The following is a 26,744-nucleotide window of genomic DNA, read 5'->3' on the forward strand; positions in this document are numbered from 1 at the left end:
AGGGCTTCAAAAACACAAACTTAAAACTAACGCAGCCGTAAAAAAGGCCGAGCATTGCTTCCTGTGAGCTCTGAAGCATGGGCAGCCGGAAACCCTCGACAAACCCGGAAGGCCTGTAAAAACAAGAAGGGCAACGCTCGCCTTGAACATTGCCCATCTGGGTTTACTTTTCCAGAAGCAAATTAAAGCCGCCATAGATCAGGCGCTTGCCGTCGAATGGCATAGGGTTATCTTCGGGCTGCATACGCGGATCTTCCATCATGGATTGCCAGCCCGCATCCCTTATCTCTTTCGAAGGCCATATCACCCAGGAGAAAACCACGGCTTCATTTGCCTCAGCCTTCACCGCCATAGGAAATGAGGTAATTTCACCGTCAGGCACATCATCACCCCAGGTTTCTACAACGTTAAGCGCGCCGTATTCCTTAAAAAGTTCAGCGGAAATCTCAGCGTGCTCAAGATAGTCGGCTTTGTTTTGGACTGGAACAGCGGCTACAAAGCCATCAACGTATGACATGATCAATTCCTCTTATGCTATGAACTCAAATACTGTCTTTACACAGAACAGCGATATCCAGTAAAGCATTGTATGTAAGGATTATGACAATGCTATAAACGCCTTCCGAATTTTAATAACTTGGCGTTTAAATTAGAATACCTAAGTCCTTCTGTCGACAACTCGCTCACACTCAAAAGAATCTATGCACCTCCTGACAGCTCAACACCCAGAACCCACAAAAACAGCTGAGGAAAGAAACCGGCAAGCACCCCACCAACGAGAGCACCGGGAGCCAGCTGCAGAGCCAGAGCGCTCAGTGGCAGTAACTCGATAGAGTCAAAGAAAGTTAAGTAGAGAAGCAACAACAATATTGCGCCGATAAGCGCACCAATTGGAATGGCTACGACTCTTTCAATGGATTGTCGTATGAATCTCATAAAAATACCTTGTTAACTTTGTGCAGCCTGGATAAACCGCAACGATCACCTTTTTATGCAGGCAATAGTAGATGAACAACCGTCTCTTCCCGCCCGTTCAACAGGCGTTTCACTTCACGCTGCTTTTTCAGAATGACTTCGCCTAAATTCTCCAGGCCTCATTCCGTATTGTTTCTTAAAGGCCTGACTGAAGGCCGCTTCTGAGCGGTAACCGATGCTCTCGGCCACGTTGATTAGTGGAATGGTGGTTTCAACCAACAGGCGACTCGCCTTATCCAGGCGAACGAAAATAACGTATTGCAGAGGCGTCATGCTGGTGAGTTCCGTAAAGCAGCTTGAAAATGATGAGCGTGACATATTCACCAGTTGCCCCAGGTTTTCCACGCTCCATTCGTGGGCCGGGTCTGCATGGATAGCCGCCAAAACCTGATTAATACGCGCATCCACAAAGGCAGAAAGAAAGGGAATCTTTTCTTCGCTGGCATCCAGGGTGGCGCGTATTACCTGAATCAACATGATTTCAGACAGGCGATCAATGATCGCATGAGCACCGGGTTCCAGATTGCTGGCTTCATGAGAGATAAAACCGATAGCGCTGTCCAGCCACTGGCTGTTATAGCTTTGATTACCAGGCACAAAAAGCGTTTTGGGTAGGTTTTCCAATAAGGGATGTTGACCCAAATCGCTGAACGCAAACTCACCACAAACCAGGCAACAGCCGGGCCCATCGCCGCCATAGATCAGGGGCCCATTCCCCACGTAAGACACGTCATTGAGTACATCGTCGAGTGGCCGAATCTCAGTTCCAGTGTTATCCGCAAGTTGATGGGATGCGCCATGAGGAATCACCACGAGATCACCATTTGAAAGGTGGATCCCCTCTTCCTCACCTTCCACACGCAACCAGCACTGTCCTCGTATGACGACATGAAAGCGGGCTACCTTATCTTTTGCCGGTACTTCAACGCCCCAAGGAGACGTGAGTTCGGTGCGAAAGTAAAAGCTGCTAGACAGTCGTAGCGTTTTCAGAATATCGGTGAGTGCATCCATCAGTCGTCCAATTGATTGCGTGTTCGTGGAATTGAAAACCTACCACAAGCGCCCACACGAATCACTCGTTCATACAAAGTTTGAGACGATTTAGTATTGAATAGAGACGAAAAAGTATCTTTAGTATGTTTTTATACGATTTAGTATTAAATAAGTGGTTTCGATTATTTGGGTTCCGGGTTTTCTCGCTGATGATGGCGTCCCAGAAAGTTATGGCTTTCTGAGCAGGATTCTAAATCAGCAATTAAGGAAACTTACGATGAACATAAAACAATTCTTCCTGGCACTCGTGGCCACCATGCTCTTCTCAGCTGGCGCTGCCGCTGGCCCACATAGCTACAGCACACCAGCCGTGCAAGGCTATGATGTGGTGTCGTACCACACGGGCAAACGCCCCCTTCGCGGCAATGGTAACTTTGTGGCCACCCATGACGGTGCAACGTACCAGTTTTCCAGCAAGGAGAATCTGGAGACCTTTCAACGTTCTCCAAATAAGTACGTGCCGGCCTACGGTGGCTACTGTGCCTTCGGCGTATCAGTAGGCAAGAAGTTTATTGGTGACCCAGAGGTATGGCGTATCGTCGATGGAACCTTATACCTGAATCTGGATGCTGGTATTCAAGATGCCTGGCTGAAGGACGTTCCTGGCCGCATCAAGACCGCCAATGCCAAATGGAACAGCATTAAAGATACATCCCCCGCTGCGTTGTAATACCACTTAAGATCTGCTGCGCATCTGATCGGCGATTCCTCTGGCACCGTTCAGATGCGCGCGAGTCTCTCTACATCATCATAAGGAATATTGTATGAATATCATTGATCACCTCAGCTTAGGTGCACCGTGTATCGATAAAGCCGCTGCGTTTTACGATGGCCTTCTGGAAACCTTGAGTATTAATTGTCTGGCCAAAAGCGAAGCCTTTGTAGCGTACGGCCAAGACCGGATTCAGTTTCTTCTGCTCAAACCTGAGAATCAGGAAGCCCCAAGTACTGGAAACGGCACGCATATTTGTTTTGTCGCACCCTCTCAGGAAGCCGTCAAGCATTTTCATGCCCATGCACTTGCCCATGGTGGCGAATGCGCCGGAGAACCCGGACCACGAGAAGCCTACCCAATTCCTGATGTGTATACGACGTTTGTGCGCGACCCATTCGGCAATAAACTCGAAGCTATTTTTAACGGCTTTGATGGTGTTTAATATGAGCATGCCAACGGAATAATGAACACTCGCTTTTGCTGACATTTAAAAACTCATGCTTATTTAACACGCCACCCCGTTACACTGATTGCCCAGCAGCTGGGTTGATGTCCCTATGTCTTGAATAGGGTAAACAGATTGATCGGCAAAATAGTTGTTGATGACATCATTATCAACGTTATTCGGCCCATCGATATACAAGCCGTGGGCGCCTCCGAACACGGCATTTTTTTGGATTGTAATCTCAACCACTTGATTGCTGGTCGCATAACTGTTCAACCAGATGCCGGTGTGGTTGTTGTAGATCTTATTTTGGTAAACAGTGTGCTTGATCGAATCGCCTGATGAAGAAATGCCAGGCCCGATCAGCACACCGTTGGCATTGCCAATGACATGATTGTATTTGAAGACATTTTTGAGGCCGCCGTTAAAGACCACTCCGGTTTCATTATTCAAGAGGTAATTGCCGCTCAGAATATTGTAACTGCCTTTTCGAATCCAAATCCCTTCACTGACAACAGCCGTTACGTCATTGTCAATGACCTCATTGTCATTACTGTCACCATCCAGAATAATACCGTTCAAACCACCGATGATATCCAATTGCTGCACAACACTCTGAGACATATCGAGAAAATAGGCACCCTGCTGTGTTCCCCAGATTCGTATATTATTCAGTGAGTGTTTAACGCCACCGCTGATGACAATGCCAGTATAAAAGTCTTTAACGGTACCCTCACCAATAATGTTCACTTTATTCACACCCGGCATGACGGTAATACCATTACCGCTGCCACTACCATCAATGGTGTGACCATTCAGATCCAAAGTCACACCGTCAGCGGCAATCGTTAACCCATTAACCGGGCAATTCAGTAAATCGTCGTTTAATGTTGTGTTACTGCTGATCACATCACCACAGCTCAACGCCATAACCTGAGCTGTTGAAAAGCATGACATGATCGCCATTATTTTCGCAAAACCTTGCATGTTGCACCTCCCTGTTTAACTAAATTGAGTTCTCTGACCAAGAAAACATGGGCAGCGCGCTGTTCACCAAACACAGAGCAGCCTACCGTTTACCATTTTGGGGAAAAGCAGGCCTTAGGAACAACCCCCACTTCTAGTAAGACCCGCCTCTGCAAGCGCGTGACAACCCAAGCATGTCGCCTTGCCCGTGAAGACCAGTCGCACCTATCCAACACGATATTTCTTTCGGGCAAGAATCAAGACACCCCCTAACAACATCAACAAAGGCAGCGGCAACATAGGAACAGCATTCACCGTCGATGCGGCGGGTGCCGCAGGTGTTGTCCCAGTAACGGCATACACATTCATCATCAAAGCCCCAAATGATTCACTGGGCACGGAACTGCTCAAAATCGATGTGCCACTGATACCCGCCAGGCTGGTATCAGCAAGGGTGCTCGTGTAATTCGGGTTTTGCGCCAGCACCGCCACATAGTAACTGCCGGCGGGGAGTACCGAAGTGATAAAGTGAAACTCGTTTCGATAAATCGTGCGCTGATTCCCTGGAGGCGGTAGCGAGAAATCCGTAACCAGAAAGTTATTGCCCACCGCGGAAATCGTTGCTGGAACTCGTTCCAACTCAGCAAACGGCGCGGTAGTCGACCGTACGCTGACAACAAAAGTAAATGGTCCACCCAGGAAGGGATCGGTTGTTGAGACATTGACGATGCGATTCAATTCTGAATCCAGATTTAATTGAACGCGCTGATACGTGCCCAGGCCGCTGTTTGACGCAGCGGTGGCCGAGTGGTTGGGCCCGTTCCCGACAATTTGATTGGCAGCCACGTTATCACTGGCGTTAACCAGGATGCCCTGAGCAAAGCCCGACATACTGATGATGAGGGCGGAGGCCCCCAGAAGGAAAGCGCGAAGACTCTTTTTCATTGTTGCTCCTAAACACTGCAGCAAAAGCAAATACATTACAGCCACAGGCAAACCCGCCATAACAGGCGTTTAACCGTAGCTATTAAATGATTTGAGAGTCCGGGGCGGAGAGTAGAGGCTGATGTCTTTCAGCTCAATCACTAATACTGGTGTGTTCCAAAGCACGGATGCCCCCAACTCACCATGACTCCATGCGACAAAAATCAGTTGAGAGTTCCGGGCAATCGGATATAGTTACGCGAAATAGGTAGCTACATTTGATTACACAAGAACCAGCGGTACGGAGACAACGATGACTGCAATGGATATGCTGGACGCTTTTATCGGTTTGATCACTGTATTTCTCGTGTTGAGCCTGATTGTTTCGGCGATGGTTGAAATACTCGCCATTCAGCTAGGCAAACTTCACGGCAACAATCTGAAAGCCGCGATTACCACCCTAACAGACTCGAAAACCCAACAGCTCATTTACGAACACTCACGAGTCAGAGCCCTCTCCCGCCCCGTTAAAAACCCACAGGACCAACCTCGCGGTCCGTCACAGATGAAAGACACAACTTTTGTATTCTGCTTGCTGGATACTTTGGTGCAAGGGAAATATTCCTATCTGCGAACTCGGCCCATTCAGCTCCATGACGCACTTTTGGCGGTGGGCTTGGATCGACAGACAGACGGATGGAAAAAAGAAATCTATGGCCGCTGGCAAGAGTCCGCCATGGATATCGCTCACTTTGAAGCCTCACTGTGCTTATGGTTTGGGGACTGTATCGATCGCTCCATTGGCTGGTTCAAGCGCAAACTCAATGTCTATCTTCTCGGGGTGGGCTTTATTGTCGCCTGTGCTGTGAACGCGGATACCCTGCATATCTTTCAACGCTTAATGGCCGACCCTCATGCCCGGCAGGCCCATATTGAAATTGCCGAAGATATCGCCAAACGGCCGGAGATTATTCAATCTTGTGTTCAGCAACTCAATGCTGAAACCCCGGACAATAACGTTCAAGACATCGATAACTGTGAGAAAAAAATCAAATCTTTGGTTATTGACCTCGGCCCTGTCGTGGGCTGGGACAGTGAGGATTTCAGAGGAAAAAGCGCGTTGGAAACGGTTCTTTTTCTCCTATTAAAAGTCCCTGGCTTTGTTCTCACCGCTTTTGCCACGTCCTTGGGCGCGCCGTTCTGGTTTGATCTACTCAAAAAGTTGCTGGGCGCCAGAAGACGCTTGCGCGGCGATAACGGTTCACACAGCAACCGCAACGATTCGAATGCCGCACTGCCACCTCCAGGCCAAGGCGCCCCAGCCAAGCCGGAGAACGCAGACGCGGTAACCATCAATCAGCGGCTTCGGAGACTGCCAATCCCAGCCGATAGAGACGTCGATTTCAGTGATTTTTCCAGTTTTAATGCCAGTAAAACGGGTTACAGCCCAGTCAACCTTGTCTGGGCCGCCAAGCTCAGTGAGCTCTCCTATAAAGAGGGAGATGTCTGTCGGGAAGTAGCAAAAAACTGGGGCTTGAATGCCGATTTGCTGGAGCACCGAGCTACTGATACACAGTGTCTTGTCGCCGAGAGCGCCGAACAAGGTCTTGTTGCCTTTGCGTTTAGAGGAACGGAGCAAAAGCTGCAGGATATGTTGACGGATGCGAAGTTTCTCCAAACCGAAGCGAGCTGGATGCCGGACAGTGAAACCGAAGCAGACGATCAGCAATTCCGAATACATCGAGGCTTTGCTGAATCCATTGACGCAATTTGGCCTCAGCTCTCAGAGCGACTTGAGTCTTATGTGTCTCAGAAATACACCATTGTCTTTTGCGGACATAGCCTGGGTGGTGCCCTGGCCGTGCTAGCGAGCCACCGGCTGCTTACGGAATACTCAAACACACATTCTTCGCCCTCACCAATCATCAATGGCTTATACACCTTCGGACAACCCCGAGTGGGGAATGAGCGATTTATGGAAGATCTAGAACGAAAACTCTATGGCCGATACATACGCTCGGTAAACAACCGTGATGTTGTCGCGATGGTGCCACCACCACACTTACCAGGCGAACACAAGCTTAGCTATGTTCATGCGGGCCAGGAAATTTACTTTAATGATAACGGCGAAGCGGTTCTCTACGCCTCGGCCTCATATAAAACCATGGATCGACTGAGCGTAAATCACACAGCGTCAACAGAGAAACTGAAGGAACTCGGTTCAGATCATCGTATGAGTGATTATTTACAGCTCTATGGTCGCTACTTTTCCTTCAGCATTGAGCTGTAAAACAATGGCAGCCCCTACTCTTCCGGGGCTGCGCCCGTCATAGGCCCTCTTAACATACTGTCTTAACGCCTTGTCCCAAACGATTCTGTGCTCTATTCGAACGCCCAGCTCCCCGCTGAAATTGATCTGAACACCCAACCCTTGCGTATAAACACAAACGAAGACAATACGAGACCATGATGTCCGCTTCGCATAACCCAGCGTTCTTGCTCATTAACTTTGCCGGATTTCAATTGAGCTGGTGGACGTTAGTGGTCTTCGGCGACAGCGCCATCCCTCTGGCTTTGACCCTCCTGGCCTTGCACTTCGCTGTTGTCCCGAATAAACCGCTGGAATTTCGTATTGTTGCAGGCACAGCCTTGACCGGCATTGCCATCGACGGCTTGCTAAGCTTGTCCTCAGTTTGGGTATTTCCTGAAACTGTCCTGCCCCTTTGGCTGGCTGTGTTGTGGTTGTGCTTCTCTGCAACATTACGCCATAGCCTGAGACCCCTTTGGCAATATCCTCGCGTTCTGCCCATGCTGGGGGCAGTAGGCGGTTCAAGCAGCTACCTGGCTGCCCACGCCCTGGGAGCCGTGTCTCTTGGGTTCAATCTGCTGAGTACAACCTTATTGTGTGTATTTCTCTGGTTTCTCATTTTCCCGCTGGGCATCAAATACTGCCAATATTGTGAACGAGACTCAGGAACCCATGATCACTAAAATATTACTGCTGTTGCTTCTTAGCTGCCCGTTTCTTTCAAACGCCGAAGCCGCGCTTCAGGCTGTGGGCAAAACCCGTTTTTCGGTTCTCTGGTTTGATATCTACGACGCGACATTATTTAGCGAAGACGGGAGGCATCAGAGCAACCAGGCGCCCCTGAAGCTTAGTCTTGATTATCGACGGGATATTTTGGCCAAGCATTTGTTGGAGGAAACTCGAAAACAGTGGAAGACGGTTCCCGGCATCAACGAGCAAAGACGTCAATTTTGGCTCAAAGAACTGGAAAAAATCTGGCCGGACATATCTGAAGGAGATCGATTGAGTTTTATTTTACACACGGACGATCGGGGTGAGTTTCTATTGTTCGAACAGTCCTTGGGAATTATAGAATCCCCTGGCTTTGCACGAGCGTTTATCAACATCTGGATTGGCCCGAACAGCCAGTACCCCCGTCAAGCTAAAAAGCTGATTGGGGAATCGTAGAAGTAGGCCGCTCAAGTTTAATCAAGCATTGATTAGCCCAAGCAGAAAAATGCCTTTCAAAAACACTAAAAATTAACGACCAGGGACACCCATCGCTCATTCATGTCCCGTTAAGAAAAACCCCAATAACCCTACAAAACTGTATTCAATTTACATTAAGTTTGCTCGCTTATCATGGATTACAAGGTCAACGTTTCGAATCCTTTAACAACATCCGGGTTTGGGCATTCTTAGCCGTATCTATGAGGAGTAAGTGTATGTTTCCGGGGGCATCGTTTTTATTTTTGGCTTCTGTTTCACTTAGCGGTGATCCTTATACCGTATCACGCGATGAAGCCATATGGGTTGAGGATAGCTTTAGTGCGTATCAGGAAAAGAGCCAGAGGCTGCAGTCCGTTAACGTCTGGGTTAACAGCGTCCCCTATCGATTTGAAAAAGAGGACGATTGGCAGGCATCTACACGCTTCTTTGCCCAAGGAGGTGACTGTGAAGACTATGCCCTGGCAAAAATGAAAATTCTTCGCTCTCAGGGCGTTCCAGCTCAGCAACTGCGTCTTGTTCTGGTTAAAAATCGACAAAACATGCCCCACGCCGTGCTACTGCATTCAAGTGGTGACATGTTTGACAACAGCACCGTGGTGCTGGACTCTGAAACCGACCGAATTATTCCACTTCATCGCCGCAAGGACCTGTTGCCTTTTGTGAGCTTTTCAAAAAACAATATTTATGTTCATAAAAATGGTAACTGGACAGTTCAAACCCGTTTTGATGGACTCCCCCAACACGGTGACAAATGGGCTGCCATTCAGAATGCCTATCATCCTTATTCCATCGACAAAAAGTGAATACATCAAACTTTCTGATGAGAATTTTTGACGACAAACATGTTTACTTATAAATATGTTTGTTAGCACTATCTAAAAAGTTACGAATTCAATATTCGTTCAAGCGGAGTATTTTTCACTTATAATCCGCCCTGATTCAGAACGTTTTTTCAAACATTCAGCCATTCGCAACATTACCAATCAACATTCTCGCATCTTAAACGCTTCTTAACTCTCAGACATAAATCTGTCATCAACTAACATAAATATTTCACTTGAGTGCCTATAGCCTCATTCGTACTGTGGCCGCGCAGCAAACGGACAGCTGTGTAATAACTTGGAGACTTTCACAATACCTATGGTACGAATTTATGACTCACGGAATCCGAACACTCGGAAGAAACCAGTGCGAAAAACAACTCAAGGCCACATCACGGGCTTTTGCAACACAAAAAACCCGATACCCAGACAGTCCTCTCGGGGATTACGCGGGCATTTTTCAGGAAGGACTGTTTAACGCTCTGGAAGATATAAGCGGTGATATCGACATCGCCGTTGTTGGCCGAGGCGCAGGCGCAATGGCCACCATGGTTTTTCTTGCGGAGCTTTCAGACAAGAACCCCAATCTCACTCTTACCGTTCACAATTTCTACTACGACCCCACCGTGGAAAAAGGCCATGCGACATACGATGAAAAGTTCGGTCGCATCTATTCACATAACGGTTCCGACACCGAAGGTGAGAACATTTACCGGGAAATAGGCTGTATGCGATTTCCATCCATTGCAACTTGCACTTGGAATATGGCAAACAAGGCTTTCCCTGAAGACATCGATGCAGCCTTAACCGTGTTTCCAAATCCTGGAGATGTCGCCAGCCAGTTTTGCTGGAGAGACATTGATGTTAAATACGACAACAGTGGTAGCCCAAATCCAGATTACAAAAAGGTGAATGACTTTGTCATCAAGGTCATCACCTCACTGTCCGAAGACGTAAAATCAAACGATGGGAATCACTGGGGCGCCTTTGGAATCAATCTGGGTAATGCCCCCCTGCTCTACAGCCTTGTTGATGTTGAACGCCTTGATCTTGATCCGGGCCAATGGAACGCCCAGCTGTTCCAGGAATTACTCATTCCTGGCGGCGGCCCCTACAGCGCCCTCCCTGAAGGCGCCCTGTTCCAAGATGGCAACGTGATTACCGCTCTGGAGTACGCCGAGACACACTACGCCAGCTCTTCGAATATTCGAGAGCGGCAAGTTTTTTCCCAGTCCGTGAAGAATGCCTGGGAAACTTACGTTCGCGAACACGATATCACCTTAAACGTTTTGGTGGAGTCCACTATCCGAACGATTGTGGAGGCCGACACAGAAAACTACCCCAATAGCGTTTCCTACTATTTGGAACTCTTCGGCCGTTATGGTTTCGGCTCTGGGGGATTCCGACCGTTAAATGCAGTATCGTTTATCGAAATTGCGCGCTTGCTGGTCTGGAATTACGCCGATGAGTATTTACTTCCGAACTCCGCCGGCGACAGTACAAACGGCAACTGCGACTTAGGTATTCGTTTGATGCAACTGGTGCGTAACAGCAGCTTACATTACGTACCCAAACCCAGCTGTGAGGTTTTACTGTTGGGGGCGCTTGAAGATGGCGAATCCAGTAATCTTCTGTATTACCGGGATCACAGCAATACGGATAACAACATTCATCACCAGATATTCGACTCGGTGTTTGTATGCACCGCCCATCACAGTGCCCAAGAATTGTTTGAAGCCTTCTCGGCAAAATCCATCATTCCCAAAGGCACCCAACTGAACAAGTTGAATGGTCTGGAAGTGCTGGATGACATTCATCTGCCCTTTTCCGGATTTAAGAATCCAGAGTACAGCCTTATTAATGCCCTAAAATCTGTCCATATGATGCGCAGTGGGAAGTACTTTGTCAGTGTATCTGAAGATGCCTGGCGAGCCATTGCCCCTTCCGTGAACGGTGAACAAATCAAACAACTGGTGCACGACACGGATTGTGCGGCCACCTATATTCTTGATGGTGTCGACTCCAAAAACGTGCTCTTGTCATATGTTTGGGGTGATGAAGGCAGTAACGGCGGCTACCATTTTATGGCGGAGGGCCAGTCTCAACCGGGCCTTGAAGACAGTAACGGCGAGATACTGGCCAGCTTCAGGCGATCCGTTGATCGAATTGATGGCAATGACAATCAATGGTGGCTTGCTTCACTCATCGCCGATGAGAATCTCGATGGCAATAACGGTTACGCTTATAACTGGTCAATGGACCAGGCCCGAGGCGGATTTAAGCTGGATTACCCAAAGGAGCACACGCTGGTTTCCCTGCTATACGACAACTATCGACTGCAGGACAGCACGGTCGCCTACAAGGTGTATTTCGCCGGTTGCAGCTACAGTCATTTGGGAGGATGGCTCGAAGGTGCCTATATGACAGCAATTAATGCCGTTGCAGGCTTTGCCCGACAAAAGTTTGGTGATGACTGCCTGACGGAGGCCGGTTTGACCCTGTTCCCCCGCCCATAAACAATTGAATATCGTCCAATTGGCAGCGAATCACTTCGCTGCCTTTTCTTTGCCGCTTACCTTTTTACATAAAGTATAACTTTATGTATTCACTTTAACATGTTGTTTTATATTGATTATTTGAAATTTTACATTGATAGCTTTACACATTCCCATATAGGAATATAATTAGCTCATGCCAAAGACAGCCAACACTTATGACACCTTTACCGCGATTGCGGAGCCCAAGCGTCGCCAGCTCATCGAAGTGCTGATTGGCAACGAAATGAACGTTGGCGAGCTGGTTGAGACGACCCAGTGGAACCAGCCTGTCGTTTCCAAGCACTTGGGCGTTTTAAAAGCCGCGGGCCTGGTTTCAGAACGAAGAGAAGGACGCCAGCGTATTTACCGTGTCAATGCGCAAGAATTACAGCCTATCCAACTTTGGATCAAACAATTTGAGAAGTATTGGAATCAACAATTCGATCAACTCGATGCCTACCTGAATCAGTTACAAAATAAAGGAGATAATCAATGACTGACATTTCAGTAGAACCGGCCGTAATGACGCGAGACTTTAATGCGCCAATGCAGCTGGTGTATGAAGCCTGGACGCAAGCCGAACATTTGTGCCAATGGCAGGTCCCAAATGCCGAGGTCGTTTGCGAATACGTATCCGCCGACATTAAAGCCGGCGGTTCCTCTCTGCACAAAATGACGATGCCCAACGGCCATGACATGTGGCTGCTCACCCGGTATCAAAAACTTGACCCGTTCACGACCATCGTCTTTCGGCAGTATCGTTCCAATGAAGAGGGTGACATTCTTCCACCACCAATGCCAAATTGGCCAAAGGAAATAGAAGCCATTATTCAGTTAAGCGAAAATAACGGCGTCACTCACATGAAATTCATTTGGCAGCCTGTCAATCCTACCCCAGAAGAAGCGGAAGCCTGGACAGCCTCCCATGCTCAGGGTGCCGGTGGTTGGGCTCGCAGCTTTGAGCTGTTAGCCGCACATCTCGCGAGGTAATTGATCCCGTTCCCACTTGCCATGAGAGCTCGTGGGAACGATATTTTGCCTAAAGTGTTCTGCGAGTCTATATTTCTTGACCCTTTATAATGAAAGCGTGAAGCCGCCTATTGAAGTGTCATGGATTCCAACTCCGGCCGCCAAGCCACCACACGGTTGCGACCATATTCCTTGGCTTTGTATAGCGCAACGTCTGCCCGGTGCAGCCACTCATCCACACCATTGATATCGGAGGATAAACTGGCAAGCCCCGCGCTGCTGCTGGTCCCAATTACCTCATTGTTACCCAGGATAACGACCAGCTTACTCACCAAACGATAGCCCTCCGCTTCACCAATATCTCTGAGGTGCAACAAGATCTCATCGCCCCCCAGGCGATAAACATTGTCAACGTTTCGCGTATTGCTTTTGATCTCTTCCACCATTTCAATGATGGCCAGATCACCGGCTGCATGCCCCCTGTTGTCATTAATATGCTTGAAGTAATCCAGATCAAAGACGGCAATCACCGAACTTTCCTGATCGTATTTCAGCTTTGAAAAACTGTCCTGCAACATGTCAGGCAGCAAGCGTCGATTATAGGCACCAGTCATCGGGTCAACATTTGAGGCTTCTCGAAGCTGCCTTTGAATTCGTCGGATTCGCGCTGAAAAGAAGCCAACCAACAAGTAGGTCGCCACCAATGAAGTGATAATCCGGATAGACAGTTTGGGCTCAAGAACCATAATGCAGAAAGCACAGGCAAACGAAAAAATCGCCGTATTTGTGAAAAATGCCACTCGCCAGGGCAACACGAAGAATACCGCAGCAATAATAGGGTGGCACCATAACGCCCCAGTAATTCCCATAAAGTAGATTGGAATGGTGGCCGAAAAAACCAGGGTCACGAGCGTAATGAGGACGACCAAAGCCGGCGGCTCTTCTTTGGTGAGATAGACAAACGTCCCGGTGGTCAGAAGGCTTACGATAAACGCGACATTGAATGCGCAGATAACGTAAAGACCAGACGCATAGTTAATCAGCGTGAGAGGGGTATAAACACAACAACAAATTGTAATAATGAACAACCAGACGCGAATCTTGAATCGGTTTTCTCTCTGAAACGCCTGAGCAGAATTCCATTTTGACAATTCAAATTGATACATAGAGGGAAATACTTCGCACAATTACTACAATGGGCGATCAGCGTTTCCAGATACGCCGATTACCTACAAAGAAAATGAGTCGAAGGCTATTCCGAGCCTGCTACGTCATAAATTACCTTACCTCTCCAAGTTGGTATTGCAGCCCGCACCAACTCTGTTCATATCAAAGTATAGATCATTTCATACAGGAATCCGACAATCAACTGCCGGATGGCCCCCTGTGCGCAGACATCAAATTCTATCGCCATTTTTTGGTCGACATACGCGCCTTAATATGGGGTGCCACCCGTCAGCGGCCAGGCAAAACTGAATGCCGACTGAACGCCTAACTTTTGAATTTCAGCTAACAAGCGGCATGCCAATTAGCATTCGAATTAAGGCCCACTGCTCGTCATTAGGCTTCAGTCAAAGAAACGATTCAGCCTTAACTTCGGTGCGCTTGCTGTCCAGTCGAATCAAATCCTTAATGATAGAAGTATGGCCAACGCCTCCGATAACCATCACCCTATTCCCTTTTTGTGCGTATTTTTGAATATTGGCGTACATTCTGAAATTTCTATGCCACCAGCTGGCTGTGGAATCGGCACCTGAATATCCAGCAAACGCCCCAACTTCATTCAAAAGCAAATACAGAGACTTGTTTTGTTCTTCCGTCTCCGAGTCGTTGCAGTACCGGAGAATGCCTTTCAAAGTTTCTGTTTTATGAAGCTCATTGATCTCCATGGTTAGGCTCTTAATCATATTCTCCACCTCCTTACCCACTTCTGGCGAAGTGTTGGGGATTTCTGAAAAGACCGCTGTGGATTGCCAGCTGATTTCCCGCTCGTCGTAACAGATAACTTCTTTTAAAGAAGCCTTTTTCGCCACTCGAAAACCAAGCTGCTCATTTTCATTTATCGTGAGAGTATGCTGGTCAATCAGATAACGCTGATAAGCCTCGTTCACGTTCACGCTTTGGTCTTTACGACATTCAATCAGTACTTGTGTTGGCTTAAAGCCCTCTGCTATACGTAACGACAACTCTTCCAAATAAGTTTGATTTTTTCTTTCCGACACATCGATAACTTTAGCTTTCACTTTGTCCAAGCCGGGGTTTTCAAAATGAAAAACGCCAAACGGTAATATTTCCGCCTGATTGCTGGCAAAAGAACAATGAGTGCACACAAACATCAAGGTGCCGACTATTAACTGCTTCACGTTTTTGATTCTCCTCTATTTTACTCTTCTCTGTGAGTCGTTCAGACTGGCTTCCAGCGAACAAGTCCTTAGACGATAAAGTTGTGAGTCGAGATGCAAACACGCTTCAAAAAGACAACTTATCAGAGCGCTGTTGAGCGACCACGGCCGACCACCGGCAGAATTACAACGATCAACGCCATTGCAAGCCAGCAAAATTCCCACATTATGTAATTTCACCAACAACCATAGCGAGCAACACGGAGGCAACATGATTAAAAAAATATTTGAGACGAATGGTAGACGGTTCCATCTAGGAACATTGACGTTTTTGGTATGCACATTGGTATGCAGTTCCAGCTTTTCAAAAGGCTTTGTAGAAACCCCAGCACTGAATTCACCTAACTCGGGCATATCCACAATCAGTGGCTGGCATTGCACATCGAATGACATCGAAATTTACATTGACGGAAAATCTTTTGGGCAAGCAGGGACAGGCACACTGAGAGAAGACACGGCCGAAGTGTGTGGACACAGCAGCACGGGTTTTTCACTATTAGTCAACTACGGAGCCTTCGAAGACGGCGTTCACACTCTTCGAGTAATTGCGGATGGAGAAACTCTGGAGACACGCACCTTTTTCACTACACGTATTGCAGGGGAAAACGTTGAATACGCTCGTGGATTGAAGGGCGATGCGGTGGTGCATGGATTTCCTGAACCTGGAGACCAGCTGTCACTCTACTGGGTCGAGACGCTGCAGAACTTTGTCGCCGGAGGCCTTCTCAAAGGGAACCCTGATTTTAGCAAGCAACAAACCCTTGAAGGTATTAACCGAACCTTCCTCGGGATACAACGTACTTATAAACACACCGGCAAGCCCGCCACCGACATGAATCAAGTTGAGGTGAGTTATGATGTGAGTGAAACGGCCTTCTCAATGACCCTGAACGACCCAGAACTCGGAGAATGCACCCTAAACGGTGATGTGACCTTTAATTTTCATAAAGGATTGCATAGTAACGGTGACTATAACTGCGATAATGGAAGGGAAGAAGGCTCCTACTACACCTTTCTTACGATACACAGCAATGTCATTGATCACCTGAAATTTATTTATCAGCTCGATGCTTCCATTCGATTGAAACACCCTGATTTCGAAGGAGGAAGAAAGAACATCGTCTTGATCGGTCTTGGGGAATAGGCTCTTTCAAAAATGGGGCTACAGATAGCCCCATTTTTATTCACTAGCCCCTATTCGATGGCTTCATACCGATATCGATACATCAGTATAAGCGCGTAGATCAGACATGGCAGGGTCAAAATAACGATCAACAGCGCATTCTCCATCGACACCGGGTCCGCGACGGTTTGCTGGACAGGTAATCCTACTTCCCCAATGTCGGCAAAAAAATCGATCAATGCATGCACAATGATCAAAGGGTAAATTCGTTTGCAAACAATCAGAAGAATACCAAACATGAGCCCAATAAAGCTTGCGTAAAACAGTTGTGCAATTTCCCCATAAAGCCCGCTGTCAAACTTAATCAAATGGACCACACCAAAGAATAAAGAAGCAAGCAGAATGGACATCAACACACCCTTTTTACTGCCCCCAAAGTACTTAACAAAGTAAGACTGTAAGAAACCCCGAATACTCAGTTCTTCCGCAAAGCCGATAGACAAGCAATACACAATAAATAACGCAGTTTGACTGAATAAAGTGTCTGCACTCGGTTCATCGGCAATCAGCAGATTCAAAGACACGAGGTACACCAGAGGAAACAGCAGCAAATACCACTTTTCCGTTTTTTTGCCCTTTAACCCCGCAATAGCAAACAAGTCATTCGCTTTGATGAGCCAATAGGAAATGGCAACAATCAGTATATTGGCCATGATGCCAATGCTGGTATGAATGGAATAGTCTGTAATACCTTGGGCAAAGAGTTGATGATAGCTGTATTCCCTTAGCAACAGCACCGATATAAACGTTACTGTAAATATACCAATTGGCCCCCAGAACTTAGACTGCATAGTTTCCCCCAAATATTGTGTTCCAAACTCAAACGTCATTTGAAAAGTGACGCCCTCCAAGAGCGAATCAAGTTCTTTTGAACTCACATGCTTAGACGAGGAAATTAGACACGGGGAGGCAAGTTCGGCTTGTCATTATTCGATACGGAATCCGCATGCCGCTTAATACACGCGATAAGTGACATAAATGCGTCATAAAAGGCCCAGCACTGCCCTCCTCGGCCGAGCAATGTACATCGCTAACCGTGCTGTATTGAAAGGCGCTCTTAAGGCCTGTATTGTTCTTGGGCTGTGTAAATAACGATAAAGAAGAGAATTGTATGCCTACTCCAAATTCCAACGCCTTATTGGTCTCCGGCCGGCTTCTTCTGGCCTTGTATTTTCTATTACCAGGTGTAATGAAATTTGCTCAATTCGAAATGCATCTGGGACTGATGAACCGCCATGCCGTGCCCGCACCGGAACTTATGTTGATCATAGCCGGGCTCGCCAATGTGATCGGCGCTCTGCTTCTGGCCACGAATCGTCATGTCCGCCTAGTGGCCCTTGGGTTTGTGGTCTACATCGTTCTGGTAAACTTCATGTTGCACGATTTTTGGAATTTCGAGGGGCTCGAAGCTCGCCACGAATTGCAAAACTTTATTAAAAACCTGGGCATCCTGGCCGGCCTGCTGGTTTTGGCTGGCGCCAGCTGCAAACGCGCCTTCAGCCTTTCCAATATCTTAAAATCTGATTCATCGGTCGCGTCTGAAACGTAAATTAGAATGGCCGACAGGCATCAAACGGGAGCGGTGGCTGCATTTTTTTCGTGAGTCACCGCTCCGACGCCGCATTACATATGCGCAAACACCTTAAAGAAGTTTGACGTCGATTGAATATCGATGGGCAGGTGGAGCTTTCTCGATATATCACTGGCCGAGAAGATACCTCGCACTTGGTGCATGTGCTGATCCACGACCAGAATGTGCTGCTGGCCGTAGTCTTTCAGTAACTCGATGACATCGGAGATGGTGGATTCGGCCACTTCACCAAAGTCCAGGGTGAAAAGATCTTTAACGGGCGTCATTAAGTCTCGGACAGAAATATCATCACGCCCTATTCCTTCGGACACTTTTTGCACAATTTTCCGATCCTTAAGATCATCGAGGCTTACCACTCCCTGAAAAGCGCCCTCCCGATCGATAACAAGCTTCAAACGCACATGGGCTTGTTGCATCAGCCGTTGAGCTTCAACGGCTGAGGTGGACGATTCAATAAGCAAGGGCTGTACTTGAGTAAAATCTGTGAAGAATTCGAGAGCGGCTGACTGCCGGGTAAGACCGGACAAGCGCTCGGGCTCGGCCAATCCAAGATTTCTAACAGCTGGGTTAAGAGTGAGTTTTTTCATAGCGTACCTCTTTATCAACGCCCACCTGCCGGTTCATACACTGAATACTGTTTCAGATTCGGCTCTGTGGGTCGGTATTGGGGCCACCCGCGTGTGGTGGCTGACTGTCAAAGTATTTTGATGGAAACACTCGACGCTCCATGGAAGGAAAATCGGTGTTAGAACGGAAACCTAAGACAGCTCAGGCGGCGCCCGAATTGGATAGGAAAGCGCAAAAGAGAGAACACTTGAGGAAACTGGCGCGCGCGTGGGTCTATTCGGTGTGGGCGTGGTGGTGAGCAGCGAGTGCCAAAGTGGTGCCTCGTCAAACTCATGGCTGTCTTCACTTTCACTGCATTCCAGCCATTCTTCGATACTGATTTCTGCGGAATGAGCGGGTTTCAACGACTCCGCAAGGGATACAGAGCTGATCGCCAACAACAAGCAGATATACAGAAGAATCCGGTACACAGTCACGGTAAACTCACTACCCAATCATATGTTTTTCGTGGACTAGCCATATTTCTATACAGCCAGCCTTCATTATTCTGACACAATGAGCGCCACTTGGTTCGAGATGGCGGTATAAAGGAAGGTAAAGCTCAAGGGCTTCATTCAGCCTGCGTCGCCTTCTTCAATTTTTTCGACCAACTCTTCCAGCAATTCATACAGCAGTTCCAGTTTCCCAGGCCCAAAGCGTTCACTGATAAACTCATAACGTTCACTGGATTTTGGCGCAATTTCGGTGAATATCTCGTGCCCCGGCTCAGTCAAAGAAATTAAGGAGCGGCGCTGATCGCTATTGGAGCTTTTGCGCAACACTATACCCCGGGATTCGAGATTCTGAATAATTCGAGACAAGCTCGGCATCAATAGATAGCACGCCTCAGACAACTCTGAGATATCCATATCCCCCGCCGCTTCAAGTGCCCGTATGACTCGCCACTGCTGGGCAGAAAGGTTGTGCGCCTTTAAAGCAGGCATAAACTTCTTCATCACCGCTTCCCTCGCCCGCAGTAGGGACATGGGCAGGGAGCGGTCGAAACTGCGTAAATGGTCGGACATAAAACCTCTGTTACTGGTGCCAGTTTGGCCTGGCCGGCTACAGGGGCTCGTCGATCACCCCATTGATCAAAGTACCTACCCCGTCCACCTCAACTTTAATCTCATCTCCAGGCTGTAAGTATTTCGGAGGATCAAAGCGGGCGCCTGCGCCATTTGGCGTTCCGGTAGCGATGACATCGCCCGGTTTCAGGTGGTAGAACTTGGACAGATAGCTAATGATATATTTAAATGGGAACATCATACTAGCGGTCGTGTCATCCTGGCGTAACTCGCCGTTAACCCAAGTGCGCACGCGCATGTTTTCATACTGCTCAGCGGTGAATTCATCTGCACTGACCATCCAAGGACCAATACTGCCCGAATTGATAAAATTTTTCCCTTGAGTCACATTAAACTTGGCATGGCGCACCCAGTCCCTTAGGGTGCCTTCATTCATAACACTTAGGCCTGCAATGTGCTCATAGGCCTTTTCCTCAGGGATACGCCGGCCTTCCTTGCCAATCACAATCACAATTTCGCCTTCGTAATCCAGCTGCTCCGATTCGGGCGGTCGCCACAGGGGCTGGTCATGTGCGGTAAACGAATCACTGGTACGCATAAACAGGCTTGGAAACTTGGGTTGCTCAGAACCGTCTTTGTATTCCGCATTGCGATTGGCGTAGTTGACACCAATACAGGCAATTTTTTCAGGGGTAAGAATCGGTTGAAGTAACTCAACATCGGCCTCTTTGAAGTCAATTCGACTCCCTGCGGCACACTCTTTCGCTTCCTCAAGACGCCCTTCTCGTAGGATGCTGAATAGGGTTCCGCCCAATTTCCCCCCTACATCAACAACCCCGTCATCCTGTAATACCCCCCAGGATTCCCCGGCATCGGTCTTAAAACTGATAAATCGCATAACGCCTCCAACTTTGAAACACCCAATATAATTAACATGTTAAGTCTATTTAAAATCAAAAGACAGAGAAAAATAATGAAAACGGTTAAAAAATGGATTAAAAATAATCTATTGCCAAAATATTAATTAACATGTTAACTTAAAAACATAGACATTTCAGACGTTTTTTGGAGGCTATATGTCCAGTTTCTCCCACAACAAAGAAACCGCCGAGCACTACTTGCAGCGGTTCCTTCAGAGCACCACCGGCCATTTTATCAATGGTCAAATGGTGGCTAATGGTAACGCCGAGACTTACGACAACCTCAGCCCTATCAACAATGAAAGCCTTGGCAGGGTGGTCGCAGGACGCGTGGAAGATATGGACGCTGCCTGCACAGCCGCCGAGGACGCCTTCCCTGCCTGGCGGGATATGCCCGGCCAGGAACGCAAGAAGTTGTTGAACCACTTTGCCGACTTGATCGAGGCCCGAGCCGAGGAGATTGCCTTGGTTGAATCCTCAGATTGCGGCCAGGCCATTCGTTTTATGAAGCAGGCGGCAATTCGTGGTGCTGCGAACTTCCGATTCTTTGCGGACAAAGCCCCGGAGGCGCAGAATGGTCTGGCACTTCATCAGGCCGAACACACCAACTACACCCTGCGCAGCCCCATCGGCCCCGTTGGGATAATCACTCCGTGGAATACGCCCTTCATGCTGGCGACCTGGAAGATCGCCCCAGCTCTGGCATCCGGCTGTACCATCGTTCACAAACCTGCTGAGTTAACCCCCCTGAGTGCAATGCTGCTGGCGGAAATTGCCCATGAAGCCGGGCTACCCGATGGGGTTTGGAATACCGTCAATGGATTCGGCGAAACCGTGGGTAAGCGATTGAGTGAACACCCGGCAATTCGAGCAGTTGCTCTGGTGGGAGAAAGCGCCACCGGCAGCCACATTATGCGCCAGGGAGCCGACACACTTAAGCGTGTCCATTTTGAACTCGGCGGCAAAAACCCAGTGATTGTTTTCGATGATGCCGATTTTGATCGGGCCCTCGATGCCGTTGTATTTATGATTTACAGCTTGAATGGTCAGCGCTGCACCTCTTCAAGCCGCTTGTTGGTTCAAAACAGCATTAAAGCGCGTTTCCTTGATGCCCTGGAAGCTCGCGTTAAGCACCTCACCGTAGGCCACCCATTGGACCCGAACACCGAAGTTGGCCCTCTCGTGCACAAAGGGCATTACGAGAAGGTAATGTCTTATATGGACATCGCCAAAGAGGATGGTGCAACCGTGCGGGCCGGCGGCACAGCCCGCAAGGATTTGGGTAACGGTAACTATGTAAGCCCTACGCTGTTCACGGAAGCGAACAATCAAATGCGTATTGCTCGCGAGGAAATCTTTGGCCCGGTTTTGACCAGCATTGGATTCGACACCGAAGAAGAAGCCATCGCTCTGGCAAACGATACCGACTATGGCTTATCCGCTTATATCTGGACCAATAACAGCGGTCGCGCCATGCGCATGGCCCGTGCGGTCGAGGCCGGAATGCTCTGGGTAAATTCCGAAAACAATCGCAATCTGCCATCCCCTTTTGGCGGCATCAAGATGTCGGGCATTGGTCGAGATGGCGGTGACTACAGTTTCGACTTCTATATGGAAACCAAAAACGTCTGTATCGCACACGGCACTCACACCGTACCGGTTCTGGGTGCATAAATGGGCGCTGGGTCTTACCACTACTGACAAGTATCAAAAGGCAGATATATGAAACAACCTTTACTCGGCGTAATCAGTACCGCTTGTGTCGTCATGTTAGCGCTGGGCATTATTTCGATAAACGAGCATTCGTTTTTTATGGGTGATTTATCGTTTGCCGTAATGGCCTGCATACCGACACAAATCATTACAGCGTTTGTTTGGGCGCCCTTGTTTGACAAGATGAGTCCACTTGCCAAAGGCCTCAGTCAAACGATCATCAGCCTTTTGGGTGGTGTGGTTTTTGGATCGTTGTTGCACTTTGTTGCCGGCCAGGGCATGGGACCGACACCCCAGCTCATGATGTTGACAATCGTTACCGTTATCGCGACCTTCTGGTTAATGGTCGCCTGGAACGCCTGGCCCTTTGCAGCATTTGTCTCATCCCCAATTCCTTTAGGCATTATTATTCTCGGTTCCGCGTATTTACTAGCGTATTTAGTATTTAAGCTTGCGTTCAATTATGAGTTTTTGTCATTAGCTCCCATCTATATTGAAAGCCTGGACCCCAAAGGCCTCTTCGCAGCATGGCCCGCCTTAGCATTTTTAGTGACAACGGTAGCGGTGATTATGTTGTGCTTGTTAATGGACTTCTACCCTCTTTCCAACTACCAATGGGAAGGGTTTTCGGCCGCATCGGCTAATAGCGTCTGGATACTTTTACTCGCCGGCCTTGTATTCTATCTTTGTGTGTATATCGTCAAGATCGATCCTGTGGTTTATATGGTGCGAGGCCCCGTGAGTTTTATTTTTGGCGCGTTCATATTGCTTAACATGCTTGAGAACTCCGTTTTTTCCGAGAGGCCACAACCTCTCCGAGGCATTGTGCTCGCTTTATCTGCTGTGGTGCTGGCCATAGTCATGCAACTGATATATCAATGTGTTGCGCAGCTGCTGAACCCTGAAATCAGCGCAGGTCCTATGGACTATCAATTGGAGTTATGGTTAGCAAACGCCATGCTGGCAATCACCTTTCCACTTATTGTCGTTATGTCGGATTTCTTTAATCTGTGGCCACTACGCTCACAGTCAAACGACATAGACACATCGAATTAATATCAGGAGCATACCCATGGGACAAGTTGCCCTTGCCGCAAAGATAACGCATGTACCCTCGATGTATCTGTCCGAGATGGATGGGCCCAACAAAGGCTGTCGTGAAGCGGCCATCAATGGCCACAAAGAAATCGCCAAGCGCTGCAGAGCGGCAGGTGTTGATACCATTCTGGTGTTCGATACTCATTGGCTGGTCAACGCGGGCTATCACATTAATTGTGCGGAAGCATTCGCTGGCGTGTACACCAGTAATGAATTGCCACATTTTATTAAAAATCTACCCTACCAGTATCGTGGTAATCCTGAGCTCGGCCATCTTCTGGCTGAAGCCGCAACCGAAGCCGGGATACACACTCGTGCGCACAGCGATACCAGTTTGCCATTGGAATACGGCACTCTGGTTCCTATGCGCTATATGAACGACGACGATCATTTCAAAGTGGTGTCGGTATCAGCCATGTGCCAGGTTCATAATCTGGACGACAGCCGTCGTCTGGGACGAGCCTTCCGAGAAGCCATTGAACAGCACTACGATGGCAAAGTAGCCGTTCTGGCCTCAGGCTCTCTCTCTCATCGGTTTGCGCAAAATGGCGTATCAGAGGAATACCTTTTTAAAGTGTGGTCTGAATTTCTCGAAACCACCGATCGTGAGGTGATCAAAATGTGGGAAAACGGTGAATGGGATAAATTTACTCAGATGCTGCCGGAGTATGCCGAAAAATGCCACGGCGAAGGTTTTATGCACGACACCGCCATGCTGCTCGGCCTTCTGGGTTGGGATCAGTACCGAGGTAAAGTCGATATCGTCACCCCTTACTTCGGAAGTTCAGGGACTGGGCAGCTAAATGCGGTTTTCCCTGTTGAAGTTTTGTCGTAGAGACAGTGTCATAGAAAGATTGTCATAGAAAAATTGTCGTACAAGCCTTGTGAAAAAGACCGTCGACACGCAAAGGAGATTACAGTGTAATGGCGCATTTTATCCTTGAATACTCAAAAAATCTCAGCGCAAACGAGCTCAAACTCGATGAGTTGTTCCAAAACCTACACAATGCGGCCATCGGTACCGGGCTCTTTCCGCTGGCCGGACTGCGCAGCCGTGCCCACCCCTGCAATGACTATCGCGTTGCCGATGGGGATTCGAGCTTTGCCTTTGTACACCTTGAGGTCCGCCTGGGCCCAGGGCGTACCGACGAAGAGAAGCAAACCGCAGCTGATGCTATCTTCCAGGCACTAAGCCAATCGTTAGACGACTGCTATCAGCAGCGCGGCCTCGCCATTTCTTTCGAAATGAACGAACTACCAGAAACCCTGAAATTCAATCAGAATAATTTGCGTGCTTATCTGTCGGAAAAACAACCGTAGAAAACGGGCACTGGATTTTTAAAAACAAGCGCTAACGGATTCTAGATTTAATCAACGAGTAGACTATGCAATCAGACGACATTCAACAGGCCGCGGAAGATTTGTACCACGCCGAGCGTAAGCGGCAAGCAATCGATCCAATCACCCTCCGATTTCCAGACATGGACATCAATGATAGCTACGCGATTCAACAGCAATGGGTAAATAAAAAAATTGCTGATGGCCGTAACGTTGTCGGATACAAAATTGGTTATACCTCACGAGCTATGCAGAAAGCACTGAACATCAACGAGCCCGACTACGGCGTTCTGCTGGACGACATGGTGTTCGCGGACGGTTCTGATATTGATGTCAGTCAATTTTGTGATCCACGCCTGGAAATGGAACTGGCCTTTATCTTGAAAGAAGAATTGTCCGGAGAAAACGTGTCGGTGTTTGATGTGCTTAATGCCACAGATTATGTGGTACCGGCGTTGGAAATCATCGCGGCGCGCAGCCACCGTATCCACCCCGAAAACCAGTATAAACGGACAGTTCGCGACACCATTGCCGATAATGCTGGAAATGCGGGCATCATCATGGGCGGTCGCCCGATCAAACCGGACGCCACCGATCTGCGTTGGTGCGGTGGCATGTTGTATCTCAACGGCTTACTGGAAGAAACCGGTTTGGCAGCGGCGGTGTTGAATCATCCGGCAAATGGTGTGAGCTGGGTGGCCAAACGATTTGCGCCTCACGGCGTTTCGCTCAAGCCGGGACAAATCATTTTGTCGGGCTCGTTTACCGCCCCCATTCCCGTCAGCGCCGGCGACACCATTCACGCTGACTACGGTCCACTGGGCAGCATCGCTTGCCATTTTGTATAGGCTTTATTCTTCAGGAGTATCGACATGTTGCTGCAGGAAAATCACTTTAAAAATCGCCTCAACAGCGGAGAATGTCAGTTTGGTTTGTGGCTTGGTTTACCCAACCCGATCTGCGCCGAGATTTCCGCAACCGCAGGCTTTGACTGGTTGTTAATTGACGCGGAGCACGCGCCCTATTCTTTGCAGGATATTCAACAACATCTCCAGGCCCTATCGCCCTACCGCAGCGCCGCTCTGGTAAGACCGGCCGAAGGCAGCAGCAGTAACATTAAACAATTACTGGACCTCGGTTGCCAGACACTTTTGATTCCAATGGTTGAACACGTAGAGCAGGCCCAGGCTCTCGCTGAGGCCATGCGTTATCCCCCACAAGGAATTCGAGGCCTGGGCACATCCATGGCGAGAGCGGCTCGTTGGAACGGAATTTCGAATTATGTCACGCAAGCTAATGATAATGTGTGTTTGATTATTCAAGTTGAAACGCGGACCGGGCTGGAAAACCTTGATGCATTACTCAGTGTCGAAGGAATTGAAGGCGTGTTCATCGGACCCTCGGATTTATCGGCGTCTCTTGGTTTTATTGGTCAAGCTGACCACCCCACCGTTCGAGCGGCCATTGATTCGGCGATTCACAAAATCAAGGCTTCAGGAAAAGCTTGTGGCTTGCTGTCGGTTTCACAGGATATGGCCAGACACTACCAAAAGTGTGGTGTCGACTTTATCGGTGTGGGAGTCGATGCGGCACTCCTAGCACAATCGGTGCGAGCACTTGCCGAAGATTTCTGTGATCAGGACGCTGGCCCAACGGCAGGTTACTGACTCCGTCTTTACAAACAGATCCCGATACCATCGGCTTCGCTTATGTATACCTGTAACTGTAAAAACTACCCCTATTGCTTTGAACCTCAACACCCAGATGAATTAGAGCTGCTATTGAACGGCCTGACACAAGTTGCGATTGAAAAAAATGTGCACTTCTTTCACTGCACGCCCTGTGGACAACACTATCGGGTTGAATCCTTATCGTTGGGGGTTTTGGTTTTAAAAGAGCCGGAAACACAGGATCAAAGCGCCTGAACTTACGTGATGAAGGCTTGG

At 48.4% G+C, this 26,744-nt stretch carries 29 protein-coding genes; 17 read left to right on the forward strand and 12 right to left on the reverse strand.

Going from position 1 to position 26,744, the window contains the following annotated elements; genetic code table 11:
* Positions 1-163: 163 nt before the first annotated feature.
* The 3 genes from ABWW03_RS11450 to ABWW03_RS11460 form a co-directional block, all read right to left on the reverse strand.
* On the reverse strand, positions 164-517 hold the full coding sequence (locus tag ABWW03_RS11450; RefSeq protein WP_353408469.1) for a DUF1428 domain-containing protein: 354 nt from the start codon (positions 515-517) through the stop codon (positions 164-166).
* 182 nt (positions 518-699) lie between these two features.
* Entirely contained in the window at positions 700-936 is a 237-nt protein-coding gene (locus ABWW03_RS11455) for a hypothetical protein (protein ID WP_353408470.1), read from the reverse strand.
* Positions 937-1,050: 114 nt separating this feature from the next.
* Positions 1,051-1,986, reverse strand: coding sequence for an AraC family transcriptional regulator (locus ABWW03_RS11460; protein ID WP_353408471.1), 936 nt, complete (start codon positions 1,984-1,986; stop codon positions 1,051-1,053).
* 259 nt (positions 1,987-2,245) lie between these two features.
* Between ABWW03_RS11460 and ABWW03_RS11465 the strand changes: the two genes are divergently transcribed.
* Together ABWW03_RS11465 and ABWW03_RS11470 are read left to right on the forward strand one after the other, a co-directional pair.
* The gene (locus ABWW03_RS11465) at positions 2,246-2,698 is read left to right on the forward strand and encodes a YHS domain-containing (seleno)protein (protein ID WP_353408472.1); all 453 of its coding nucleotides are present in this window, start codon (positions 2,246-2,248) and stop codon (positions 2,696-2,698) included.
* A 94-nt stretch (positions 2,699-2,792) separates the two neighbouring features.
* Entirely contained in the window at positions 2,793-3,185 is a 393-nt protein-coding gene (locus ABWW03_RS11470; protein ID WP_353408473.1) for a VOC family protein, read from the forward strand.
* A gap of 63 nt (positions 3,186-3,248) precedes the next feature.
* On the opposite strand, the gene ABWW03_RS11475 is transcribed toward ABWW03_RS11470, so the two are convergent.
* Complete coding sequence (locus tag ABWW03_RS11475) at positions 3,249-4,175, reverse strand: NosD domain-containing protein (RefSeq protein ID WP_353408474.1); 927 nt, start codon at positions 4,173-4,175, stop codon at positions 3,249-3,251.
* 204 nt (positions 4,176-4,379) lie between these two features.
* Positions 4,380-5,099 carry a hypothetical protein gene (locus ABWW03_RS11480; RefSeq protein WP_353408475.1) on the reverse strand — a complete coding sequence of 240 codons (720 nt, stop codon included), beginning with the start codon at positions 5,097-5,099 and terminating at the stop codon, positions 4,380-4,382.
* Positions 5,100-5,391: 292 nt separating this feature from the next.
* Between ABWW03_RS11480 and ABWW03_RS11485 the strand changes: the two genes are divergently transcribed.
* The 7 genes from ABWW03_RS11485 to ABWW03_RS11515 all read left to right on the forward strand — a co-directional run bounded on the left by ABWW03_RS11485 (position 5,392) and on the right by ABWW03_RS11515 (position 12,943).
* Positions 5,392-7,368 (forward strand): lipase family protein, encoded by a 1,977-nt coding sequence (locus ABWW03_RS11485; protein WP_353408476.1) that lies wholly within the window; start codon positions 5,392-5,394, stop codon positions 7,366-7,368.
* A gap of 179 nt (positions 7,369-7,547) precedes the next feature.
* Positions 7,548-8,069, forward strand: a complete 522-nt coding sequence (locus ABWW03_RS11490) for a DUF2878 domain-containing protein (protein WP_353408477.1) — start codon at positions 7,548-7,550, stop codon at positions 8,067-8,069.
* Positions 8,059-8,553 (forward strand): chalcone isomerase family protein, encoded by a 495-nt coding sequence (locus ABWW03_RS11495; protein WP_353408478.1) that lies wholly within the window; start codon positions 8,059-8,061, stop codon positions 8,551-8,553. The genes ABWW03_RS11490 and ABWW03_RS11495 overlap by 11 nt, the downstream gene beginning before the upstream one ends.
* A gap of 257 nt (positions 8,554-8,810) precedes the next feature.
* Complete coding sequence (locus ABWW03_RS11500) at positions 8,811-9,398, forward strand: transglutaminase-like cysteine peptidase (RefSeq protein WP_353408479.1); 588 nt, start codon at positions 8,811-8,813, stop codon at positions 9,396-9,398.
* Positions 9,399-9,748: 350 nt separating this feature from the next.
* Positions 9,749-11,932: a hypothetical protein gene (locus tag ABWW03_RS11505; protein ID WP_353408481.1), complete on the forward strand. Its 2,184-nt coding sequence runs from the start codon at positions 9,749-9,751 to the stop codon at positions 11,930-11,932.
* A gap of 175 nt (positions 11,933-12,107) precedes the next feature.
* Positions 12,108-12,449, forward strand: a complete 342-nt coding sequence (locus ABWW03_RS11510) for an ArsR/SmtB family transcription factor (protein ID WP_353408482.1) — start codon at positions 12,108-12,110, stop codon at positions 12,447-12,449.
* A complete protein-coding gene (locus ABWW03_RS11515; RefSeq protein ID WP_353408483.1) occupies positions 12,446-12,943 on the forward strand; it encodes an SRPBCC family protein in 498 nt (165 codons plus the stop codon). Before ABWW03_RS11510 ends, ABWW03_RS11515 begins: the two co-directional genes overlap by 4 nt.
* A gap of 107 nt (positions 12,944-13,050) precedes the next feature.
* Here the strand turns inward: ABWW03_RS11515 and ABWW03_RS11520 are convergent, their stop codons facing one another.
* Both ABWW03_RS11520 and ABWW03_RS11525 read right to left on the reverse strand, forming a co-directional pair.
* A complete protein-coding gene (locus ABWW03_RS11520; RefSeq protein ID WP_353408484.1) occupies positions 13,051-14,088 on the reverse strand; it encodes a GGDEF domain-containing protein in 1,038 nt (345 codons plus the stop codon).
* Positions 14,089-14,493: 405 nt separating this feature from the next.
* Positions 14,494-15,165, reverse strand: coding sequence for a DUF5694 domain-containing protein (locus tag ABWW03_RS11525; protein ID WP_353408696.1), 672 nt, complete (start codon positions 15,163-15,165; stop codon positions 14,494-14,496).
* A gap of 370 nt (positions 15,166-15,535) precedes the next feature.
* Between ABWW03_RS11525 and ABWW03_RS11530 the strand changes: the two genes are divergently transcribed.
* A complete protein-coding gene (locus ABWW03_RS11530; RefSeq protein ID WP_353408485.1) occupies positions 15,536-16,468 on the forward strand; it encodes a hypothetical protein in 933 nt (310 codons plus the stop codon).
* Positions 16,469-16,518: 50 nt separating this feature from the next.
* Here ABWW03_RS11530 and ABWW03_RS11535 read toward each other — a convergent pair whose 3' ends face one another.
* Positions 16,519-17,298 (reverse strand): CPBP family intramembrane glutamic endopeptidase, encoded by a 780-nt coding sequence (locus ABWW03_RS11535; protein ID WP_353408486.1) that lies wholly within the window; start codon positions 17,296-17,298, stop codon positions 16,519-16,521.
* A 320-nt stretch (positions 17,299-17,618) separates the two neighbouring features.
* On the opposite strand from ABWW03_RS11535, the gene ABWW03_RS11540 reads away from it, so the two are divergent.
* Complete coding sequence (locus ABWW03_RS11540) at positions 17,619-18,056, forward strand: DoxX family protein (RefSeq protein WP_353408488.1); 438 nt, start codon at positions 17,619-17,621, stop codon at positions 18,054-18,056.
* A gap of 74 nt (positions 18,057-18,130) precedes the next feature.
* Here ABWW03_RS11540 and ABWW03_RS11545 read toward each other — a convergent pair whose 3' ends face one another.
* The 4 genes from ABWW03_RS11545 to ABWW03_RS11560 form a co-directional block, all read right to left on the reverse strand.
* Entirely contained in the window at positions 18,131-18,685 is a 555-nt protein-coding gene (locus ABWW03_RS11545) for a CBS domain-containing protein (RefSeq protein WP_353408489.1), read from the reverse strand.
* Between the two features lie 171 nt (positions 18,686-18,856).
* A complete protein-coding gene (locus ABWW03_RS11550) occupies positions 18,857-19,141 on the reverse strand; it encodes a hypothetical protein (RefSeq protein ID WP_353408490.1) in 285 nt (94 codons plus the stop codon).
* Between the two features lie 138 nt (positions 19,142-19,279).
* Positions 19,280-19,729, reverse strand: a complete 450-nt coding sequence (hpaR, locus tag ABWW03_RS11555; RefSeq protein WP_353408491.1) for a homoprotocatechuate degradation operon regulator HpaR — start codon at positions 19,727-19,729, stop codon at positions 19,280-19,282.
* Between the two features lie 37 nt (positions 19,730-19,766).
* A complete protein-coding gene (locus ABWW03_RS11560) occupies positions 19,767-20,627 on the reverse strand; it encodes a fumarylacetoacetate hydrolase family protein (protein ID WP_353408492.1) in 861 nt (286 codons plus the stop codon).
* Between the two features lie 178 nt (positions 20,628-20,805).
* Here ABWW03_RS11560 and hpaE point away from each other — a divergent pair, with 178 nt between their 5' ends.
* The 6 genes from hpaE (at position 20,806) to ABWW03_RS11590 (ending at position 26,465) form a co-directional block, all read left to right on the forward strand.
* Positions 20,806-22,323: a 5-carboxymethyl-2-hydroxymuconate semialdehyde dehydrogenase gene (gene hpaE, locus ABWW03_RS11565; protein WP_353408493.1), complete on the forward strand. Its 1,518-nt coding sequence runs from the start codon at positions 20,806-20,808 to the stop codon at positions 22,321-22,323.
* Positions 22,324-22,371: 48 nt separating this feature from the next.
* Complete coding sequence (locus ABWW03_RS11570; protein ID WP_353408494.1) at positions 22,372-23,418, forward strand: hypothetical protein; 1,047 nt, start codon at positions 22,372-22,374, stop codon at positions 23,416-23,418.
* A 16-nt stretch (positions 23,419-23,434) separates the two neighbouring features.
* On the forward strand, positions 23,435-24,295 hold the full coding sequence (hpaD, locus tag ABWW03_RS11575; RefSeq protein WP_353408495.1) for a 3,4-dihydroxyphenylacetate 2,3-dioxygenase: 861 nt from the start codon (positions 23,435-23,437) through the stop codon (positions 24,293-24,295).
* 89 nt (positions 24,296-24,384) lie between these two features.
* Positions 24,385-24,780 (forward strand): 5-carboxymethyl-2-hydroxymuconate Delta-isomerase, encoded by a 396-nt coding sequence (locus ABWW03_RS11580; protein ID WP_353408496.1) that lies wholly within the window; start codon positions 24,385-24,387, stop codon positions 24,778-24,780.
* A 65-nt stretch (positions 24,781-24,845) separates the two neighbouring features.
* Positions 24,846-25,646, forward strand: coding sequence for a 2-oxo-hept-4-ene-1,7-dioate hydratase (gene hpaH, locus ABWW03_RS11585; RefSeq protein WP_353408497.1), 801 nt, complete (start codon positions 24,846-24,848; stop codon positions 25,644-25,646).
* A gap of 24 nt (positions 25,647-25,670) precedes the next feature.
* Complete coding sequence (locus ABWW03_RS11590; protein ID WP_353408498.1) at positions 25,671-26,465, forward strand: HpcH/HpaI aldolase/citrate lyase family protein; 795 nt, start codon at positions 25,671-25,673, stop codon at positions 26,463-26,465.
* Positions 26,466-26,744: the final 279 nt, after the last annotated feature.

Origin of the sequence: Pseudoteredinibacter isoporae (genome assembly GCF_040372805.1) — a bacterium.
Classification (GTDB): Bacteria; Pseudomonadota; Gammaproteobacteria; order Pseudomonadales; family Cellvibrionaceae; genus Pseudoteredinibacter; species Pseudoteredinibacter isoporae_A.

Bases quoted from the DNA above. Each gene is read 5' to 3' on its own strand.
- ABWW03_RS11450 (WP_353408469.1), bottom strand. From the start codon at position 517: ATGTCATACGTTGATGGCTTTGTAGCCGCTGTTCCAGTCCAAAACAAA.
- ABWW03_RS11455 (WP_353408470.1), bottom strand. From the start codon at position 936: ATGAGATTCATACGACAATCCATTGAAAGAGTCGTAGCCATTCCAATT.
- ABWW03_RS11460 (WP_353408471.1), bottom strand. From the start codon at position 1,986: ATGGATGCACTCACCGATATTCTGAAAACGCTACGACTGTCTAGCAGC.
- ABWW03_RS11465 (WP_353408472.1), top strand. From the start codon at position 2,246: ATGAACATAAAACAATTCTTCCTGGCACTCGTGGCCACCATGCTCTTC.
- ABWW03_RS11470 (WP_353408473.1), top strand. From the start codon at position 2,793: ATGAATATCATTGATCACCTCAGCTTAGGTGCACCGTGTATCGATAAA.
- ABWW03_RS11475 (WP_353408474.1), bottom strand. From the start codon at position 4,175: ATGCAAGGTTTTGCGAAAATAATGGCGATCATGTCATGCTTTTCAACA.
- ABWW03_RS11480 (WP_353408475.1), bottom strand. From the start codon at position 5,099: ATGAAAAAGAGTCTTCGCGCTTTCCTTCTGGGGGCCTCCGCCCTCATC.
- ABWW03_RS11485 (WP_353408476.1), top strand. From the start codon at position 5,392: ATGACTGCAATGGATATGCTGGACGCTTTTATCGGTTTGATCACTGTA.
- ABWW03_RS11490 (WP_353408477.1), top strand. From the start codon at position 7,548: ATGTCCGCTTCGCATAACCCAGCGTTCTTGCTCATTAACTTTGCCGGA.
- ABWW03_RS11495 (WP_353408478.1), top strand. From the start codon at position 8,059: ATGATCACTAAAATATTACTGCTGTTGCTTCTTAGCTGCCCGTTTCTT.
- ABWW03_RS11500 (WP_353408479.1), top strand. From the start codon at position 8,811: ATGTTTCCGGGGGCATCGTTTTTATTTTTGGCTTCTGTTTCACTTAGC.
- ABWW03_RS11505 (WP_353408481.1), top strand. From the start codon at position 9,749: ATGACTCACGGAATCCGAACACTCGGAAGAAACCAGTGCGAAAAACAA.
- ABWW03_RS11510 (WP_353408482.1), top strand. From the start codon at position 12,108: ATGCCAAAGACAGCCAACACTTATGACACCTTTACCGCGATTGCGGAG.
- ABWW03_RS11515 (WP_353408483.1), top strand. From the start codon at position 12,446: ATGACTGACATTTCAGTAGAACCGGCCGTAATGACGCGAGACTTTAAT.
- ABWW03_RS11520 (WP_353408484.1), bottom strand. From the start codon at position 14,088: ATGTATCAATTTGAATTGTCAAAATGGAATTCTGCTCAGGCGTTTCAG.
- ABWW03_RS11530 (WP_353408485.1), top strand. From the start codon at position 15,536: ATGATTAAAAAAATATTTGAGACGAATGGTAGACGGTTCCATCTAGGA.
- ABWW03_RS11535 (WP_353408486.1), bottom strand. From the start codon at position 17,298: ATGCAGTCTAAGTTCTGGGGGCCAATTGGTATATTTACAGTAACGTTT.
- ABWW03_RS11540 (WP_353408488.1), top strand. From the start codon at position 17,619: ATGCCTACTCCAAATTCCAACGCCTTATTGGTCTCCGGCCGGCTTCTT.
- ABWW03_RS11545 (WP_353408489.1), bottom strand. From the start codon at position 18,685: ATGAAAAAACTCACTCTTAACCCAGCTGTTAGAAATCTTGGATTGGCC.
- hpaR (WP_353408491.1), bottom strand. From the start codon at position 19,729: ATGTCCGACCATTTACGCAGTTTCGACCGCTCCCTGCCCATGTCCCTA.
- ABWW03_RS11560 (WP_353408492.1), bottom strand. From the start codon at position 20,627: ATGCGATTTATCAGTTTTAAGACCGATGCCGGGGAATCCTGGGGGGTA.
- hpaE (WP_353408493.1), top strand. From the start codon at position 20,806: ATGTCCAGTTTCTCCCACAACAAAGAAACCGCCGAGCACTACTTGCAG.
- ABWW03_RS11570 (WP_353408494.1), top strand. From the start codon at position 22,372: ATGAAACAACCTTTACTCGGCGTAATCAGTACCGCTTGTGTCGTCATG.
- hpaD (WP_353408495.1), top strand. From the start codon at position 23,435: ATGGGACAAGTTGCCCTTGCCGCAAAGATAACGCATGTACCCTCGATG.
- ABWW03_RS11580 (WP_353408496.1), top strand. From the start codon at position 24,385: ATGGCGCATTTTATCCTTGAATACTCAAAAAATCTCAGCGCAAACGAG.
- hpaH (WP_353408497.1), top strand. From the start codon at position 24,846: ATGCAATCAGACGACATTCAACAGGCCGCGGAAGATTTGTACCACGCC.
- ABWW03_RS11590 (WP_353408498.1), top strand. From the start codon at position 25,671: ATGTTGCTGCAGGAAAATCACTTTAAAAATCGCCTCAACAGCGGAGAA.